Origin of the sequence: Pseudomonas sp. CCC3.1 (assembly GCF_034347405.1) — a bacterium.
In the GTDB taxonomy this organism is placed as follows: domain Bacteria; phylum Pseudomonadota; class Gammaproteobacteria; order Pseudomonadales; family Pseudomonadaceae; genus Aquipseudomonas.
Window position 1 is genome coordinate 2990109 of record NZ_CP133778.1, and the last position, 16550, is coordinate 3006658.

At 56.8% G+C, this 16550-nt stretch carries 12 protein-coding genes and 1 pseudogene; 7 read left to right on the forward strand and 6 right to left on the reverse strand.

Annotated features, from left to right (window positions below; all coding sequences use genetic code 11):
- Nucleotides 1–39 precede the first annotated feature (39 nt).
- From mexE to RHM56_RS13135, 4 genes are all read left to right on the forward strand, one after another.
- Nucleotides 40–1284 (forward strand): multidrug efflux RND transporter periplasmic adaptor subunit MexE, encoded by a 1245-nt coding sequence (gene mexE / locus RHM56_RS13120; protein ID WP_322232712.1) that lies wholly within the window; start codon nt 40–42, stop codon nt 1282–1284.
- A gap of 15 nt (nt 1285–1299) precedes the next feature.
- A complete protein-coding gene (locus tag RHM56_RS13125; RefSeq protein ID WP_322232715.1) occupies nt 1300–4479 on the forward strand; it encodes an efflux RND transporter permease subunit in 3180 nt (1059 codons plus the stop codon).
- The gene (locus RHM56_RS13130; protein WP_322232718.1) at nt 4476–5885 is read left to right on the forward strand and encodes a TolC family protein; all 1410 of its coding nucleotides are present in this window, start codon (nt 4476–4478) and stop codon (nt 5883–5885) included. Before RHM56_RS13125 ends, RHM56_RS13130 begins: the two co-directional genes overlap by 4 nt.
- 322 nt (nt 5886–6207) lie before the next feature.
- A complete protein-coding gene (locus tag RHM56_RS13135; RefSeq protein ID WP_322232720.1) occupies nt 6208–7263 on the forward strand; it encodes a tetratricopeptide repeat protein in 1056 nt (351 codons plus the stop codon).
- Between the two features lie 93 nt (nt 7264–7356).
- Here the strand turns inward: RHM56_RS13135 and RHM56_RS13140 are convergent, their stop codons facing one another.
- From RHM56_RS13140 to RHM56_RS13160, 5 genes and pseudogenes are all read right to left on the reverse strand, one after another.
- Entirely contained in the window at nt 7357–7734 is a 378-nt protein-coding gene (locus RHM56_RS13140; RefSeq protein ID WP_095000393.1) for a response regulator, read from the reverse strand.
- A 66-nt stretch (nt 7735–7800) separates the two neighbouring features.
- Nucleotides 7801–8997 carry a hybrid sensor histidine kinase/response regulator gene (locus RHM56_RS13145; protein WP_322232722.1) on the reverse strand — a complete coding sequence of 399 codons (1197 nt, stop codon included), beginning with the start codon at nt 8995–8997 and terminating at the stop codon, nt 7801–7803.
- A complete protein-coding gene (locus tag RHM56_RS13150; RefSeq protein WP_322232724.1) occupies nt 8988–9596 on the reverse strand; it encodes a chemotaxis protein CheB in 609 nt (202 codons plus the stop codon). Before RHM56_RS13150 ends, RHM56_RS13145 begins: the two co-directional genes overlap by 10 nt.
- Nucleotides 9593–10401, reverse strand: a pseudogene (locus tag RHM56_RS13155) (CheR family methyltransferase). The gene RHM56_RS13150 and the pseudogene RHM56_RS13155 overlap by 4 nt, the downstream one beginning before the upstream one ends.
- Nucleotides 10402–13872: a response regulator gene (locus RHM56_RS13160; RefSeq protein WP_322232726.1), complete on the reverse strand. Its 3471-nt coding sequence runs from the start codon at nt 13870–13872 to the stop codon at nt 10402–10404.
- A gap of 187 nt (nt 13873–14059) precedes the next feature.
- Here RHM56_RS13160 and RHM56_RS13165 point away from each other — a divergent pair, with 187 nt between their 5' ends.
- From RHM56_RS13165 to cobM, 3 genes are all read left to right on the forward strand, one after another.
- Nucleotides 14060–14446 carry a response regulator gene (locus RHM56_RS13165; protein WP_322232728.1) on the forward strand — a complete coding sequence of 129 codons (387 nt, stop codon included), beginning with the start codon at nt 14060–14062 and terminating at the stop codon, nt 14444–14446.
- A gap of 42 nt (nt 14447–14488) precedes the next feature.
- Nucleotides 14489–14950 carry a cobalamin biosynthesis protein gene (locus tag RHM56_RS13170; RefSeq protein WP_322232730.1) on the forward strand — a complete coding sequence of 154 codons (462 nt, stop codon included), beginning with the start codon at nt 14489–14491 and terminating at the stop codon, nt 14948–14950.
- Between the two features lie 76 nt (nt 14951–15026).
- A complete protein-coding gene (gene cobM / locus RHM56_RS13175; protein ID WP_322232733.1) occupies nt 15027–15773 on the forward strand; it encodes a precorrin-4 C(11)-methyltransferase in 747 nt (248 codons plus the stop codon).
- A gap of 148 nt (nt 15774–15921) precedes the next feature.
- Here cobM and nfuA read toward each other — a convergent pair whose 3' ends face one another.
- Nucleotides 15922–16506: a Fe-S biogenesis protein NfuA gene (nfuA, locus tag RHM56_RS13180; RefSeq protein WP_019409695.1), complete on the reverse strand. Its 585-nt coding sequence runs from the start codon at nt 16504–16506 to the stop codon at nt 15922–15924.
- Nucleotides 16507–16550: the final 44 nt, after the last annotated feature.

A 16550-nucleotide genomic window follows, 5' to 3' on the forward strand; every position in this document is an offset into this window, starting at 1 on the left:
TTATCCGCCCCATCTCAATAGATTGGCGGACGCCCCCCCATGGAACAGTCACTTAAACATTTGCGTTTTCCACTCGCGGCCTTGGCCATCGTAGTGATGAGCGCATGCGGCAAAACTCCACAAGCGACTGCTCCAGCGCCGGCTGCCAAAGTCAGCGTGGCAAAAGTCATTGAACAGCCCGTCAACGAGTGGGACGAATTCACCGGCCGCCTTGAAGCGCCGGAAACTGTTGAAATTCGTCCACGCGTGTCAGGCCAGATTGACCAGGTCGCGTTTACCGACGGCGCGCTGGTAAAAAAAGGCGATCTGTTGTTCCAGATCGACCCGCGCCCGTTCCAGGCGGCAGTCCGTCAACTTGAAGCCGAACTTCAACAAGCCCGCGCCAACGCAACCCGCAGTGAAAACGAAGCCCAGCGCGGCGAGCGTCTGCGCCAAAGCAATGCGATCTCCGCCGAACTGGCTGACTCGCGTTCCACTGCCTCCCAAGCTGCCCGCGCCGGTGTTGCTGCCGTTCAGGCCCAGCTTGATTTGGCCAAGCTCAACTTGAGCTTCACCCGCGTCACATCACCGATCAGTGGCCGCGTCAGCCGCGCTGAAATCACCGCGGGCAACATCGTGACTGCTGATGTGACACCGCTGACTAGCGTGGTCTCGACTGACAAGGTGTACGCCTACTTCGATGCTGACGAGCGCGTGTTCCTCAAGTACAGCCAACTCGCCCGCGATGGCAAACGGGGTCAAACCACTCCGGTTTACCTCGGCTTGACCAACGAAGACGGCAACCCGCACTTGGGCCAGATGAACTTCGTCGACAACCAGGTCAACCCTAAAACTGGCACCATTCGTGGTCGCGCGGTGTTCGATAACACCGACGGCAGTTTCACCCCAGGTCTGTATGCACGTCTCAAGCTGGTCGGCAGCGGCACCTACGCCGCAGTCTTGATCAATGACGAAGCCGTCGGCACCGACCTGGGCAAAAAATTCGTGCTGGTGATGGACGGCAATAACAACACCGCCTACCGCACCGTGGACCTGGGTCCGAAAATCGAAGGCCTGCGCATTGTTCGCAGTGGCCTGAACAAAGACGACACGATTATCGTCAAGGGTCTGCAACGGGTTCGTCCAGGCTCACCGGTCACCCCTGAAGTGATCCCGATGGCCACTGAAAAAACCCTCGCCGCACTGGCACAACAACGTCAAGCGCTGGAAGCCAGCAACCTGTCCCCTGCTACGCCCGCAAACTCTGCGGCGAAGCTGGCCAGCGTTGCGACTCCTCGCGGTTAAGGGACAAAAACTCCGATGAATTTTTCCCAGTTCTTCATTCAGCGGCCGATTTTCGCAGCCGTACTCTCGCTGTTGATTTTGATTGCGGGCAGTATTTCGCTGTTCCAATTACCCATCAGTGAATACCCGGAAGTGGTTCCGCCGACCGTGGTCGTGCGCGCCAACTTCCCGGGTGCCAACCCTAAAGTGATCGGCGAAACGGTAGCCGCGCCACTGGAGCAAGCCATCACCGGTGTTGAAAACATGTTGTACATGTCTTCGCAGTCCACCGCTGACGGCAAGATCACCCTGACCATTACCTTTGCCCTGGGCACCGACCTGGACAACGCGCAGGTGCAGGTGCAAAACCGCGTGACCCGTACCGAGCCCAAGCTTCCTGAGGAAGTGACGCGCATTGGTATCACCGTGGACAAGGCGTCGCCCGACCTGACCATGGTGGTGCACTTGACCTCCCCGGACCAGCGCTACGACATGCTGTACTTGTCCAACTACGCGATCCTCAACATCAAGGATGAGCTGGCACGCCTGGGCGGCGTGGGCGACGTGCAGTTGTTCGGCATGGGCGACTACTCGTTGCGCGTATGGCTGGACCCGAATAAAACCGCTTCACGCAACCTGACTGCCACTGATGTGGTCACGGCCATTCGCGAGCAGAACCGCCAGGTCGCGGCCGGTGCTTTGGGCGCGCCCCCTGCCCCGAATGCCACCAGCTTCCAGCTGTCAGTCAACACTCAAGGGCGTCTGGTTTCAGAGGAAGAGTTTGAAAACATCATCATTCGCGCAGGCGATGACGGTGAGATCACTCGCTTGAAAGACATTGCTCGCGTTGAATTGGGCTCCAGCCAGTACGCCTTGCGCTCCTTGCTGAACAACCAGCCAGCAGTGGCGATCCCGATCTTCCAGCGTCCAGGCTCCAATGCCATCCAAATCTCGAACGAAGTTCGGGGCAAGATGGACGAGCTGAAGAAGAACTTCCCGCAGGGCATGGACTACAGCATCGTTTATGACCCGACGATCTTCGTCCGCGGCTCCATCGAGGCGGTGGTTCACACCCTGTTCGAAGCACTGATTCTCGTGGTGCTGGTGGTGATTCTGTTCCTGCAAACCTGGCGTGCATCGATCATTCCGCTGGTCGCTGTACCCGTGTCGCTGATCGGTACGTTTGCCGTGATGCACATGTTTGGCTTCTCGCTCAACGCCCTGTCGCTGTTCGGACTGGTACTGGCCATCGGGATCGTGGTCGACGATGCGATCGTGGTGGTCGAAAACGTCGAGCGAAATATCGAACTCGGGCTCAACCCGGTGGACGCGACCAAGCGTGCCATGCGTGAAGTGACCGGCCCGATCATTGCCACGGCGCTGGTGCTGTGTGCGGTGTTTATCCCGGCCGCGTTCATTTCCGGACTGACCGGGCAGTTCTATAAACAGTTCGCCTTGACCATTGCGATTTCGACAGTCATCTCGGCCTTCAACTCGCTGACCCTGTCGCCCGCCCTCGCGGCGGTGTTGCTCAAGAGCCACGATGCACCGAAAGACCGCTTTTCCAAGGTGCTCGACAAACTGTTTGGCGGCTGGTTGTTCCGTCCGTTCAACCGTTTCTTTGAGCGCGCCAGCCATGGCTATGTGGCGACTGTTGCCCGAGTGATCCGCAGCAGTGGTATCGCCTTGCTGGTGTACGCAGGCTTGATGGTGCTGACCTTCTTCGGTTTCTCCAACACGCCGACCGGTTTCGTGCCTGGGCAAGACAAGCAATACCTGGTGGCTTTCGCTCAACTGCCTGACGCCGCGAGCCTGGACCGTACCGAAGACGTGATCAAGCGCATGTCTGACCTGGCCCTTAAACAGCCAGGCGTGGAAAGTGCGGTGGCGTTCCCGGGGCTGTCGATCAACGGTTTCACCAACAGCCCGAACTCCGGCATCGTGTTTGTGACGCTCAAGCCTTTTGATGAGCGCAAAGACCCGAGCATGTCGGCGGGCGCGATTGCCGGTGCATTGAACGGCAAGTTCGGCGGGATTGAAGAGGCCTACATGGCGATCTTCCCACCGCCGCCGGTACAAGGTCTGGGCACCATCGGTGGTTTCCGCCTGCAAATCGAAGACCGGGGCAACCTGGGCTACGACGAGCTGTACAAAGAAACCATGAACATCATTGCCAAGAGCCACAACGTGCCAGAACTGGCCGGGTTGTTCACCAGCTACACCGTGAACGTGCCACAGGTCGATGCGGCTATCGATCGCGAAAAAGCCAAGACCCACGGCGTGGCGGTCAGTGACATCTTCGACACCCTGCAGATTTATCTGGGTTCGCTGTATGCCAACGACTTCAACCGTTTCGGCCGTACTTATCAGGTCAACGTTCAGGCCGAGCAACAGTTCCGCCTTGAGCCCGATCAGATCGGTCAGTTGAAAGTGCGTAACAACAAGGGCGAGATGATCCCGCTGGCGACCTTCATCAAGGTCAGCGATACCTCGGGCCCGGACCGCGTGATGCACTACAACGGCTTCATCACCGCTGAAATCAACGGTGCAGCAGCCCCCGGCTACAGCTCTGGCCAGGCCGAAAAAGCCATCGAGAAACTGCTCAAGGAAGAACTTCCGAACGGCATGACCTACGAATGGACCGACCTGACCTATCAGCAGATCCTGTCGGGTAACACCGCACTGTTCGTGTTCCCGCTCTGCGTATTGCTGGCCTTCCTGGTACTGGCCGCTCAATACGAAAGCTGGAGCCTGCCATTGGCGGTGATCCTGATCGTACCGATGACCTTGCTGTCGGCCATCACCGGGGTGATTGCTTCAGGCGGGGACAACAACATCTTCACCCAGATCGGCTTGATCGTATTGGTGGGACTGGCCTGTAAGAACGCGATTCTGATCGTCGAGTTTGCCAAGGATAAGCAGGAAGAAGGCATGAGCCCGCTGGCGGCCGTACTGGAAGCCTGCCGCCTGCGTCTGCGGCCGATCCTGATGACCTCTTTCGCCTTCATCATGGGTGTGGTGCCTTTGGTACTGTCCAGCGGTGCCGGTGCTGAAATGCGCCACGCGATGGGTGTTGCGGTGTTCTCCGGGATGCTTGGGGTGACCTTCTTCGGCCTGCTGTTGACGCCCGTGTTCTATGTGTTGATCCGTCGTTATGTGGAGCGCAGTGAAGCGCGCAAAGCGGCCAAGCACCTCAAGTTGGAGTCGCAACAATGAGCCTGAAAGTTTTCCTCCCGAGCCTGCTGGTGCTGGCCTTGAGTGCCTGCGCCGTTGGCCCGGACTACAAAACTCCGGCCACAGAACCGGCAAACATCAGCGCTGACAACCTCAAGGGCTTTGACCGGGCACATTTTGAAGGGATCTGGTGGCAGCAGTTTGACGACACGACCCTGAACCAGCTGGTGACTCAGTCACTGGCGGGCAACCGTGAACTGCGCGTGGCCTTTGCCCGTCTGCGCGCAGCCCGGGCCATTCGTGATGACGTCAGCACCGAGACCATGCCGACCATCACCAGCCGTGCCAGCAGCAATGTAGGCAAAGGCCAGGTGCCAGGCACCACTGAAAAGCGCGTCAACAGTGAGCGCTACGACCTGGGCCTGGATATGGCGTGGGAAGTCGACCTGTTTGGTCGCATCCAGCGCGAACTGGAAGCCAGCGACGCTGACGAACAAGCCGCTGCTGCTGACCTGTACCAGTTGCAAGTCACGATGATTGCCGAATTGGTCGACGCTTACGGAAAACTGCGCGGTGCGCAACTTCGCGAGCACATCGCACTCGACAACCTGAAAAATCAGCAGGACTCCAAAGCCATCACCGAAAGCCTGCGTGATGCAGGCGTCGGCGACGAACTGGACGTGATGCGCGCTGACGCCCGCCTGGCGGCGGTTGAGGCCAGCGTGCCGCAACTGCAAGCCGAGCAGGTGCGCGAGCGCAATCGCATCGCCACCTTGCTGGGCGAGCGCCCTGACACACTCAGCGTTGACCTGAGCCCGGCCAAATTGCCAGCTATCGCCAAGGCGCTGAACATCGGCAACCCGGGTGACTTGCTGCAACGGCGGCCGGACATCATGAGTGCCGAACGCAAACTGGCAGCGGCTACAGCCCGTATTGGCGTGGCCAAAGCTGATTTGTTCCCTCGGGTCAGCCTCAGCGGCTTTCTCGGCTTTACCGCCGGACGTGGATCGCAAATCGGTTCGGCAGCCGCCAATGCCTGGGCGCTGGGCCCGAGCATTACCTGGCCGGCGTTTAACCTGGGCAGCGTGCGGGCACGTTTGCGCGGTGCCGACGCCGAAGCCGATGGCGCACTGGCCAGCTACGAGCAGCAAGTGCTGTTGGCCCTTGAAGAGTCAGAAAACGCGTTTAGCGACTACGGCAAACGTCAGCAGCGCCTGGTCTCGCTGATTCGTCAAAGTGAGTCCAGTCGAGCCGCAGCCGACCTGGCAGCGATTCGCTACCGCGAAGGCACCGTTGACTTCCTGGTTCTGCTTGACGCCCAGCGTGAACGTTTGGCCGCCGAAGACAGCCAGGCTCAGGCCGAGGTTGAGATGTACCAAGGCGTAGTTGCGATCTACAAAGCATTGGGCGGTGGCTGGCAAGCCGAGACCGTCGCTAGCGCACACTGATCCAGATACATGATCTAGCAGCATGATTTAACGAGCTCCTTTGGTTGGTCGCATCCAGCCAATTTTTAGCCCCGCGCTCATTCGGTCGCGGGGCTTTTTTTTGCCCGAATGACTGCACGCGGGTCACTTTGTAGCCGCTGCCGAAGGCTGCGATGGGGTGCGCAGCGACCCTGCTTTTGAATCTAAAGCCAAGCGCCTGCGGACCTTCTCGCAGCCTGCGGCAGCGGTTACGGGTTTTGGGCCAATTGCGCATCAGGTTTGACTCAAGACGCCGACTGTCCCAATCTTGCACTTCATCCGTACGCCTGTTTCTGGATATTGCATGTCCCAGCCTCGCCGTTACCTCGCTGTCAGCCTGTTATCTGCACTCATCGCAGTCGGCCTTTGGTATTGGATGCGCCCTGCCCCGACCGTGACGCCCCCCGCCGTCAACCACAGCTATGCCAAATCCCTTGAACAAGCGCATAACGGCCTGCCTGGCGCCGCGCGGGTTCTGTACCAACAACTGGCGCGTACTGATCTGTCAGATATTCGCCGCGCCAGCCTGCATGCCGAATTGCCCAACTACCCCAGCCCACAAGCGCTGAAGCTGGCAGATGCAGATTTGCAAAATGCCTCGCCTCTCGTGCGCAAGGCGGCGATTCAGAGCATTGCGGGCTTGGTGCCCAACGCGCAACGCACGCTGTTGCTCGGCCCATTGCTCGAAGACCCCGAACAAAGCGTGCGTTTTGCCGCCGCCAGCGCGCTGCTGGGTTTGTCCCCCGATGAGCAAGGCCTGTATTTCGGCCCATTGCAGCAAGTGGTCGACGAGTACGAGCGCAACCTCAAGACCCAGCCCGACGACCCGCAAGCTCAAGGCCAGCTGGCGCGTTTGTATCTGCATGAAGGGCAACTGGACGAAGCGCAGGCGGCACTGGAGAAAGTCACGGCACTGGACCCGGAAAACCTCAAAGCCGTGGTCGCCCAAATTGACCTGCTGGACAAGCGCGGTAAAACCGACCAGGCACGTGAACTCCTGGCCAGGCAGCTAGAAGCACACCCAGACTCTGCTTACTTGCAACATGCTTTAGGGATTTGGCTGCTCAACCACGGGCAAACGGAGTATGCATTGCTGGGCCTGGCCAAGGCCGTTGAGCTGGAGCCGGAAAACAGCGAATACCGCTACAGACTGGCAATCGCTCTGCATGACCTTGAGCAATTGGAACCGGCGCAGCGTCAGCTAGAAGAGTTGCTGCAACGTCAGCCGGCCAATCGCAAAGCGCGTCTGTTACTGATCCGCTACTGGAAAGAAGCCGGGCAGCTACAAAATGTACAAGTTCTGTTGGCTCAACTGGAGCAACAAAACCCGGATGACCCGGCGCTGCAACAAGGATTGTGACAAACCCTTCCCCTGTAGGAGCGAGCTTGCCTCGCGATCTTTTGATCTTTTAAAAGATCGCGAGGCAAGCTCGCTCCTACATAACGATTGCTTTCACGCAAGCAGCTTCTGGATCTGCGCTTGCAAGGTATCGAGGTCGAACGGTTTGGCCAGAATGGGGGCGGTGAGCGTAATAGGGCTGCCAGTGTCACGAATCTCTGCCGGGTAACCACTGATAAAAATCACTTTGAGATCGGGCCGTAGCTTCAAGGCGGGTTCGGCAATTTGAACCCCCGAAATGCCACCCGGTAGACGGAAGTCAGTGACCATAAGATCCAGGTGCGGCTTGCTCGCCAAAATTTCGAATGCCTGTTCACCATTTTCGGCCTGCAACACTCGATAGCCTTCCCCTGAAAGGTAGGCACTCAGGACCATCAGGATCGAGGGATCGTCTTCGACAATCAAAACAACATCTTGCGCATCTTCACTCATGGGAAACCTTAATCCGGACAATTGCTGCCAATACGACCGCGGCCAGGGTCATAGGTTGCGGCCTATTTATGTCTTTTGTACCAGCGGCAGGTGAATGGTGAACAAGGCACCCTCGCCCAGTTCGCTCTGCACGGTAATTTTGCCACTGTGGGCAGCGACAATCTGCTCCGAAATAAACAGCCCCAACCCGAGTCCCGCCACCACATGGCTACCGGAAACCCGCTCAAACTGCTGAAAAATCCGTTGCTGATTGTCTTGACTGATCCCAATGCCCTGGTCGCGCACCGCCACCACGGCACAATCATTTTCGGTATAGACCGCAACATCAATCGGCTTTTTAGCACCATAACGCAAGGCATTGGTCAGTAAGTTAGAAATGACCTGTTCAATCCTGAACTCATCCCACTGCCCGACCACTGGCTGATCGGCGCTGAAATTGACGCTCGATTGCGCAGCACTGATTTGCGGAGAAAAAACCTCCAGCAGATTGGCAACAACTCGTGACAGATCAAACTCGCTTGGCCGAATCGACAGTTTGCCGGTGCGTATGCGCGACACATCGAGCATGTCTTCAATCAGACGAATCAGGCTTTGGATCTGACGTTCATCACGCTCAACCATGGCGTGCATCTTGTCCATGGTGAACGCCGCGTCGTTATTGCGCGCCAGGTGCATCTTGCGCAATTGGGTTTCCAGAATCAGCCCGTTGAGCGGCGTTCGCACCTCATGCGAGACAATCGACATAAAGTCGTCACGCATGCGCACGGCATGTTCAAGTTCAACCTGAGTCAGTTGCAGTTGGGCGAGCAAGGTTTCTTGCTCGCGGCGGCTTTGCTCCAGCGCTTCGACCTGCTGCTGCATGGCCTTGCTTTGCCGATACAGATCAACGAAGACATTGACCTTGCTTTTAACCGCGTGAATGTCGAGCGGCTTGTGCAAAAAGTCGACGGCGCCGCTCTCATAGCCCTTGAAGGCGTAGTTCATCTCGCGCCCTGCGGCGCTGACAAAGACGATCGGAATGTTCTTGGTGCGATCTGTCCCACGCATCAGCTCGGCCAGTTCAAAGCCGTTCATGCCCGGCATCTGCACGTCCAGAATGGCCATTGCGAACTCATGCTGGAGCAACAACGAAAGCGCCTCGTCCGCAGACAAGGCCTTATACACCGTGCGATCTTCGCGTTTTATCAGCGCTTCGAGCGCCAATAAGTTTTCTGGCAGATCATCAACGATCAGCAGCTTGGCTTGAATATCACTTAGTTGCATTTGATTCTTTCCAGCTCAACTAGCAAACGGGCTATACCGCGCAAAGGAAGGATGCAGTCCGGCTGGAAGCGATCCAGCGCCGCTTGCGGCATGGTCGATACCAGTGCTTCGTCAGGGTCTTGAATGATGGTCAAACCGCCTTGCTGCTTGACCGTTTCCAGCCCCTGCGCACCATCCTGATTGGCACCCGTGAGTAAGACCGCAGCCAGTGCGTGTTGATACACGTCGGCTGCGGATTCAAAAAGGTAATCGATCGAGGGCCGCGAGTAATGCACCCTTTCCTCCCGACTCAGCGAAAAGCTGCGATCGTGCTCCACGGAAACATGGTAACCGGGAGCGGCAAAATACAAGGTGCCCGGCTCAATCGTCTCTTTGTCATCAACTTCTTTGACCGGTATCGGCAGGCGCCGGGCAAACACGGCGGCCAACTGGCTGCGACGCTCGTCCGGCAAGTGCAGAACCACAATAATTGGCAGCCGATAACCTGGCTTCAGATCAGCGAAAATCGCCAGCAATGCCTCCACACCTCCCGCCGAAGCGCCTACAACAACAGCGTTCACGGGCCGCAAGACGGCGATTTCAAAGTCTTTGACTGTCATAGCTTTCGATAGATCCGTTCTTGCTGGAGCAAAGGCGAAAACTGTTTGCTGTAATCCGAAAAATCCAGGGTTTCCTTACTGCCCAGCATCAGGAAACCACGATGGCACAACGACTCATGGAATAGCCCAAACGCTCGGTTTTGCAGGGTTTTATTGAAATAAATCAAAACGTTACGACACGAAATCAAATGAGTCTCTGAAAACACGCTATCGGTTGCCAGGCTGTGATCGGCAAAGGTCACGTTTTCGCTCAGGCTCTTGTCAAAAATCGCGTAGTCATAAGCGGCCGTGTAGTAAACGAGCGCTGACCACCCGATTTCTGATAGTTGTGGGTGTAGGCGCGAATATTTTCCAGCGAAAAAATCCCCTGCTTGGCCTTTTCCAGCGAGCGCGGGTTGATGTCGGTGGCATAGATGATGCTGCGATCAAGCAACCCTTCTTCGCGCAGCAAAATGGCCATCGAGTACACCTCTTCGCCGGTGCTGCACCCGGCGATCCAGATTTTCAGCGACGGGTAGGTCTTGAGAATCGGTACCACTTCCTGGCGAATCGCTAAAAAGTGCTCGGGGTCGCGAAACATCTCGCTCACCGGAATCGTCAGCAATTGCAACAGTTGCATAAAGGCCGTCGGGTCATGCAGCACCCGCTCTTGCAAGGCCGAAATGGTCTTGCAGTCGAATTGGCGCAAGGCATGCTGCACCCGGCGCTTGATCGAGGCGCCGGAGTAATCGCGAAAGTCATAGCTGTACTTGAGGTAGATCGCTTCGATCAGTAGCCGTAACTCGATGTCGGTGTTTCGTTGCACTTAGAGTCGTTCCATTTTCGGTAGCCAAACCCGGATCAGTGAGAACAGTCGATCCAGATCAATCGGTTTCGCCAGGTAATCATTCGAGCCCGCTTGCAAGCAGCGCTCCTGATCGTCCTTCATCGCCTTGGCCGTGACCGCAATAATCGGCAGCTTGCGCCAGCGCGGGTTCTTGCGAATTTCGACAGTGGCTTCGTAGCCGTCCATCTCGGGCATCATCACGTCCATTAACACCAGATCGATATCTGGGACTTCGTTCAAGCGTTCTATCGCTTCTCGCCCGTTTCGCCCAATGACCACAACCGCGCCTTTGTGCTCCAGCGCGCTGGTGAGTGCGAAAATGTTACGTACATCGTCATCCACCAACAGTATCTTGCGGCCCTCAAAGACTTTGTCGCGGCTGCGGGCGGTCTTGAGCATCGTTTGGCGCTCATGGGACAACTGAGATTCAACTTTGTGCAGAAATAATGTCACCTCGTCCAGCAAGCGCTCCGGCGAGCGCGCGCCCTTGATGATGATCGAGCGCGAATACTTGCGCAGCTCAGTCTCTTCATCGCGGGTCAGGTTGCGCCCGGTGTAGACGATGACCGGCGGGAACGAGCAAATGTCTTCGGTAGACATGCGCTTGAGCAAGTCGTTGCCCAGCATGTCGGGCAGTTTGAGGTCGATGATCATGCAGTCGTAAATAGTGCTGCGCAGCAGGTCCAGCGCCTCTTGCGCAAAGCCCACAGCCGTGATTTCGATGTCATCGTCGCCAATCAGGCGGGCAATGCTGTCGCGCTGCAAATCATCGTCCTCGACCAGCAGGACACGTTTGACCTTCTGCGTGAGCTTGGCTTCCAGGCGCGCAAAGACGTCCTTGAGTTCTTCTCGGGTGGTCGGTTTGACCGCATACCCGATGGCGCCCATGTGCATCGCGGCTTCAACACGGTCTTCCACCGAAATCACATGCACCGGGATATGCCGGGTCGGCGCCAGCGCCTTCAAGCGCTGTAACACCGTCAACCCGGAATGATCGGGCAGGCGCATGTCGAGCAAAATGGCATCGGGAATAAACTGCGCAGCCAGGCTGAAACCTTCATCCGCACCATGGGCGACCAAGCAGTGATAACCCAGTTCATGGGCCAGATCGAAGAGGATGTGTGCAAAATTGGGCTCATCTTCAACCACCAAAATACAACGCGTGGTGAACGGGGCTTTTTCCCGATCATCTGCAAAGCGCGGAATCTCCAGCGGGGCATCAGAGGGCAGCAATGCCAGCGGCTTGGCTGGCACAGCGTGGGTTGCCGCACTGGCCGGTAGCGGTGCGTGCGGCTCGGCGTTTTCAACAAACTGCTCCGGCATGATCAGGGTAAAGATACTGCCCTGCCCCGGTTCACTGCTGACGCTGATGGAACCCCCGAGCAAGGTCGCCAGGTCCCGCGAGATCGACAAGCCAAGCCCGGTGCCGCCATAACGGCGGTTGGTGGTGCCATCTGCCTGACGGAACGCTTCGAAAATACTGTCCTGTTGTTCCGGGGCAATGCCGATCCCGGAGTCGGCCACCGTGAACGCAATCGCATTTCCCGGATGGCGCGAAACCGTGAGACTTACCCGACCTTTTTCAGTGAACTTGATCGCGTTGGACAGCAGATTTTTAAGCACCTGCTCCAAACGCTGGCTGTCGGTATAGATCAAGGATGGCGTGCCCGGTTGCACCTCGACCTGCAAATCCAGCGACTTATCGGTCGCCAGTGGCTGGAACAGACCGCGCAACCCGTCGATCATGCGCGCCACGCTGGTGTTCTCGGGGCGAACCTCAAGCTTGCCGGCTTCAACCTTGGAAATGTCCAGAATGTCGTTGATCAGGTTGAGCAAGTCGTTGCCCGCCGAGTAAATCGACTCGGCAAACTTGACCTGCTCGCCTGTGAGGTTTTGTTGCGGATTTTCTGACAGCAGTTTGGCCAGAATCAATGAACTGTTCAGCGGCGTGCGCAGTTCATGAGACATATTGGCCAGGAACTCAGACTTGTACTTGCTGGAACGCTGCAACTCATCAGCGCGCTCTTCAAGCTGCACCTGAACCTGATTGAGCTCGCTGTTCTTGCGGTTCATGGCATCGCGCTGATCTTCCAGCGCTTCATTGGTCTGCTCAAGCTCTGCCTGCTGCGCCTCAAGGCTGGTCTGCGACTCTTTAAGCACCCGCGACTGCTCTTCAAGCTCTTCGTTAGCCGTTTTGAGTTCTTCTTGCTGAACTTGCAGCTCTTCATTGAGTTGCTGCGTTTCGGCCAATACCTCTTGCAAACGCTGGCGATAACGCGCGGCCTCGATGGAGGTCCCGATGTTGTCGGCAATCAGCTCGAACAACTCGATATCACGGTCTTCAAGCGGCCTGAGAAAGCCCAGCTCGATCACCCCGTTAACCCGATCATCGTCACTGGTCGGTATCACCAGCACGCTATGGGGGGTGCCTTCGCCCAACCCGGAGCTGACTTTAAAGAAGTAGTCCGAAGGCACATTGTCCAGACGAATCAGCTGATCTTGTTGAGCGGCTTGCCCGACAATGCCTTCGTTATCGTGGATCACCTCATTACGGGCTTCTTGTTCACGCGAAGCCCCATAACTGGCAATACGTCTTAGGCCGCCGTGGTCTTCACGGACATACACCGCAGCGACCACTGAGCCCAGGTACTGGGCGCAAAACTGCAAGATATTGCGACCCAGCATGTTGAGGGTCAGACGCCCGAGCACTTGCTCTGCAAGTTCTGTCTGCCCGTTGCGCAGCCATGCCTGGCGCTCCAGCCGTTGCGCCGCTTGCACCTGCAACTCGAAGTTATGCTGATAACTCTTTGAAAGGCTTATTAAATCCCGGCGCCCCACAAACGCCAAAAAGCCGCTCAAACCCAAGACAAAGAATAGATAAAGACCGACACATATAAACGTCGTGGTGCTGGCTTCTTTGTTGCGAGCAACCCGCAGTTGCTGCTCAAGTTGTATGAAGTCGGCATATTCCTGGCGAATCTGGTCAGTCAGGCTCTTGCCACGCCCGGACTGTACCGCTGCACGGTAATCGCCAGCCTGACGGCGCATATCGACCATCGCCTGGGCATATGTCGCCCACTCGTTTTGCAAGGCTTCAATACGCTTGAGGCGATCAACCTGCTGCGGGTTATCAATGACCAGCTCTTGCAACCCCTGAAGCTGAGCGAGGATCTGCGGCTTGGCCACCGCATACGGGTCCAGAAAATGCTCGTCGCCGGTGATCAGAAAACCGCGCATACCTGTTTCCAGATCAACCGTCAGCCTGACCGCTTCGTTGGTGTTGCTGATCACCCGATCACTGTGCTCAACCCACTTAATGACCGATAGCAAGTAACTGATCATGACCACAAACAACACGGCACTCAGCACACCGACAGCCAAGGGCAAGCCAACGTTACGACTCAGTAGCTTGCGAAAACTTCGCTCATCGATGGATGCAGGTGCGTTCATATTTCTGGCCTGTGGACGTCATAAATGAGTGGAGTTTGAAGGAATCCAGCTAAATAGTTGTATTTTCTTGCATCAAATAAAGATTTTTCTTACAAAAATACGCACACAAAAGTAGTGCAACGCTATCCTTACCCATTGGCGCAGGTGTTACTGGCCGCAGTTTTAAATTTTTAGCGAGAGCATGATTATGTCCGCAACACCCTCCACCATCCTTGTGGTCGAAGACGATGACATTGTTCGTATGCTTATCGTTGACGTTCTGGAAGAGCTGGAGTTCAACGTGCTTGAAGCTGAAGGCAGCGAACGCGCACTGGAACTGCTTGAAGACAAGAGCCAGCGCATTGACCTGCTCATGACCGATGTCGGGTTGCCAGATATAGACGGCAAGGAATTGGCGAAAAAAGCCCGTGAGCTGCATCAACATTTGCCCATTCTGTTTGCCAGCGGCTACGCCGATACCATGGTGATTCCTGATGGCATGGCGGTTATTGGTAAGCCCTTCTCTATTGATCAATTGCGCGAGAAGGTGAACAGCATGCTTGACCCGGCCCCATCCACCGTAGCCGTCAATTGACCTTGGGTTTAAAATGCCCATCGTCAATTCAGAGGCAAGGCTATGCCCATTCGCGCCAACCACTGCGCCGTTGCGCCTGACTGCCGTCAATCTGCACGTCAATACCCAGCGCCACTGCTGGTGATTGGCTTGGGCTGTCGACAAGGCTCTAGCTGCGAAGACTTATTGGCTCTGATTACCCCTTCACTGGCGAGCGCCGGGCTTGCATTGAGCGATGTTCGCGCGGTGGCCAGCCTTGATATCAAGCGAAACGAGCCGGGATTGATTCAGTTAGCGGCCAGTCTAGGCATCCCGTTAGCGGTATTTCGCGCCGATGAACTTGCGGCCTATGAGCCCCGTCTCAGCCATCGCTCAGCCATCGCATTTGAGCACTCGGGTTGCTGGGGCGTCGCCGAGAGTGTGGCATTGGCCCTCGCCGAACAACTGGGTAATGGACCTGCACGACTGCTGATCACACGACAAAAATCGTCAGTGGCGACCTTTGCATTGGCTTGCGGCGGGTAAATAACGCGATAATCCCTCGCTTCACTATGAGCGCTTTTCAAGAGACGCTCTATTTCGACCTTTTCCAGAGACTGCCATGACTGTTTACTTCATCGGCGCCGGGCCCGGCGATCCAGAGCTGATTACTGTCAAAGGCCAGCGCTTGATCCGCAGTTGCCCAGTCATTATCTATGCCGGCTCGCTGGTTCCCGCAGCGGTTCTGCAAGGCCATCGTGCCGAGCAGGTGATTAACAGCGCCGAGTTGCACCTTGAACAAATCATCGAACTGATCAAAGACGCTGACGCAGAAGGCCAGGACGTTGCCCGCGTGCACTCCGGCGATCCGAGCCTGTATGGCGCGATTGGCGAACAAATCCGCTGCTTGCGCGAGCTGAACATCGCGTTTGAAATCATCCCCGGAGTCACAGCCACCGCCGCCTGCGCAGCCATTTTGGGTGCAGAGCTGACCCTACCGGACATCTCGCAAACAGTGATTCTGACCCGCTACGCAGAAAAAACGGCGATGCCTGCGGGTGAAGAACTGACCAGTCTGGCGCAGCACAAAGCGACCATGGCGATTCACCTCGGGGTTAAAAACCTTGAAAACATCATTCGCGAGCTCACCCCGCATTACGGCAGCGATTGCCCGATTGCAGTGATCCATCGTGCCAGTTGGCCGGATCAGGATTGGGTGCAAGGCACGCTGGAGGACATTCTGGAAAAAGTTCAGGCCAAGGGTTTCAAGCGCACGGCGCTGATTCTGGTGGGTCGGGTGCTGGCCAGTGACACTTTTTCGGATTCGTCGCTGTATCGCGCCGGGCATGCGCATTTGTATCGGCCTTGAGCCCGCCCGCACTGTAGGGATGGGCCCTTTAAAAGATCAAAAGATCGCGAGGCAAGCTCGCTCCTACAAAGTGCAGGCATAAAAAAACGGTGCTCACGGGGCACCGTTTTTTCATTCACTGCGCAGTGAACACCCTGTTACTGATGACTCAGTAGTAGGCGTTTTCTTTCTGCGAGTGGTCGGTCACGTCACGTACGCCCTTGAGCTCGGGCACGCGCTCCAGCAGCGTGCGCTCGATGCCTTCGCGCAGGGTCACGTCGGCCTGGCCACAGCCCTGACAACCACCACCGAACTTGAGCACGGCGATGCCGTCTTCAACCACTTCGATCAGGCTGACCTGACCGCCGTGGCTGGCCAAACCCGGATTGATTTCGGTTTGCAGGTAGTAGTTGATGCGCTCGTTGATCGGGCTATCCGCATTGACCATCGGCACTTTGGCGTTGGGCGCCTTGATGGTCAACTGACCACCCATGCGATCAGTGGCGTAATCCACCACCGCATCTTCCAGGAACGCTTCGCTGAACGAATCGATCCACGCCGTAAAGCTTTTAAGGCCGATGGCGGTATCTTCAGGTTTCACTTCATTCGGCTTGCAGTAGGCTATGCAGGTTTCAGCGTACTGGGTGCCGGGCTGGGTGATAAAGACGCGGATGCCGATGCCCGGCGTGTTCTGCTTGGATAGCAGATCAGCCAGGTAATCGTGGGCGGCGTCGGTAATGGTTATGGCGCTCATGGAATCTCCTCGCAGACATGTGGGGCAGTTTACGCCAATCGGCG

What these genes read in the sequence shown, in the direction of transcription:
- mexE (WP_322232712.1), top strand. Translation starts at nt 40, where the DNA reads ATGGAACAGTCACTTAAACATTTGCGTTTTCCACTCGCGGCCTTGGCC.
- RHM56_RS13125 (WP_322232715.1), top strand. Translation starts at nt 1,300, where the DNA reads ATGAATTTTTCCCAGTTCTTCATTCAGCGGCCGATTTTCGCAGCCGTA.
- RHM56_RS13130 (WP_322232718.1), top strand. Translation starts at nt 4,476, where the DNA reads ATGAGCCTGAAAGTTTTCCTCCCGAGCCTGCTGGTGCTGGCCTTGAGT.
- RHM56_RS13135 (WP_322232720.1), top strand. Translation starts at nt 6,208, where the DNA reads ATGTCCCAGCCTCGCCGTTACCTCGCTGTCAGCCTGTTATCTGCACTC.
- RHM56_RS13140 (WP_095000393.1), bottom strand. Translation starts at nt 7,734, where the DNA reads ATGAGTGAAGATGCGCAAGATGTTGTTTTGATTGTCGAAGACGATCCC.
- RHM56_RS13145 (WP_322232722.1), bottom strand. Translation starts at nt 8,997, where the DNA reads ATGCAACTAAGTGATATTCAAGCCAAGCTGCTGATCGTTGATGATCTG.
- RHM56_RS13150 (WP_322232724.1), bottom strand. Translation starts at nt 9,596, where the DNA reads ATGACAGTCAAAGACTTTGAAATCGCCGTCTTGCGGCCCGTGAACGCT.
- RHM56_RS13160 (WP_322232726.1), bottom strand. Translation starts at nt 13,872, where the DNA reads ATGAACGCACCTGCATCCATCGATGAGCGAAGTTTTCGCAAGCTACTG.
- RHM56_RS13165 (WP_322232728.1), top strand. Translation starts at nt 14,060, where the DNA reads ATGTCCGCAACACCCTCCACCATCCTTGTGGTCGAAGACGATGACATT.
- RHM56_RS13170 (WP_322232730.1), top strand. Translation starts at nt 14,489, where the DNA reads ATGCCCATTCGCGCCAACCACTGCGCCGTTGCGCCTGACTGCCGTCAA.
- cobM (WP_322232733.1), top strand. Translation starts at nt 15,027, where the DNA reads ATGACTGTTTACTTCATCGGCGCCGGGCCCGGCGATCCAGAGCTGATT.
- nfuA (WP_019409695.1), bottom strand. Translation starts at nt 16,506, where the DNA reads ATGAGCGCCATAACCATTACCGACGCCGCCCACGATTACCTGGCTGAT.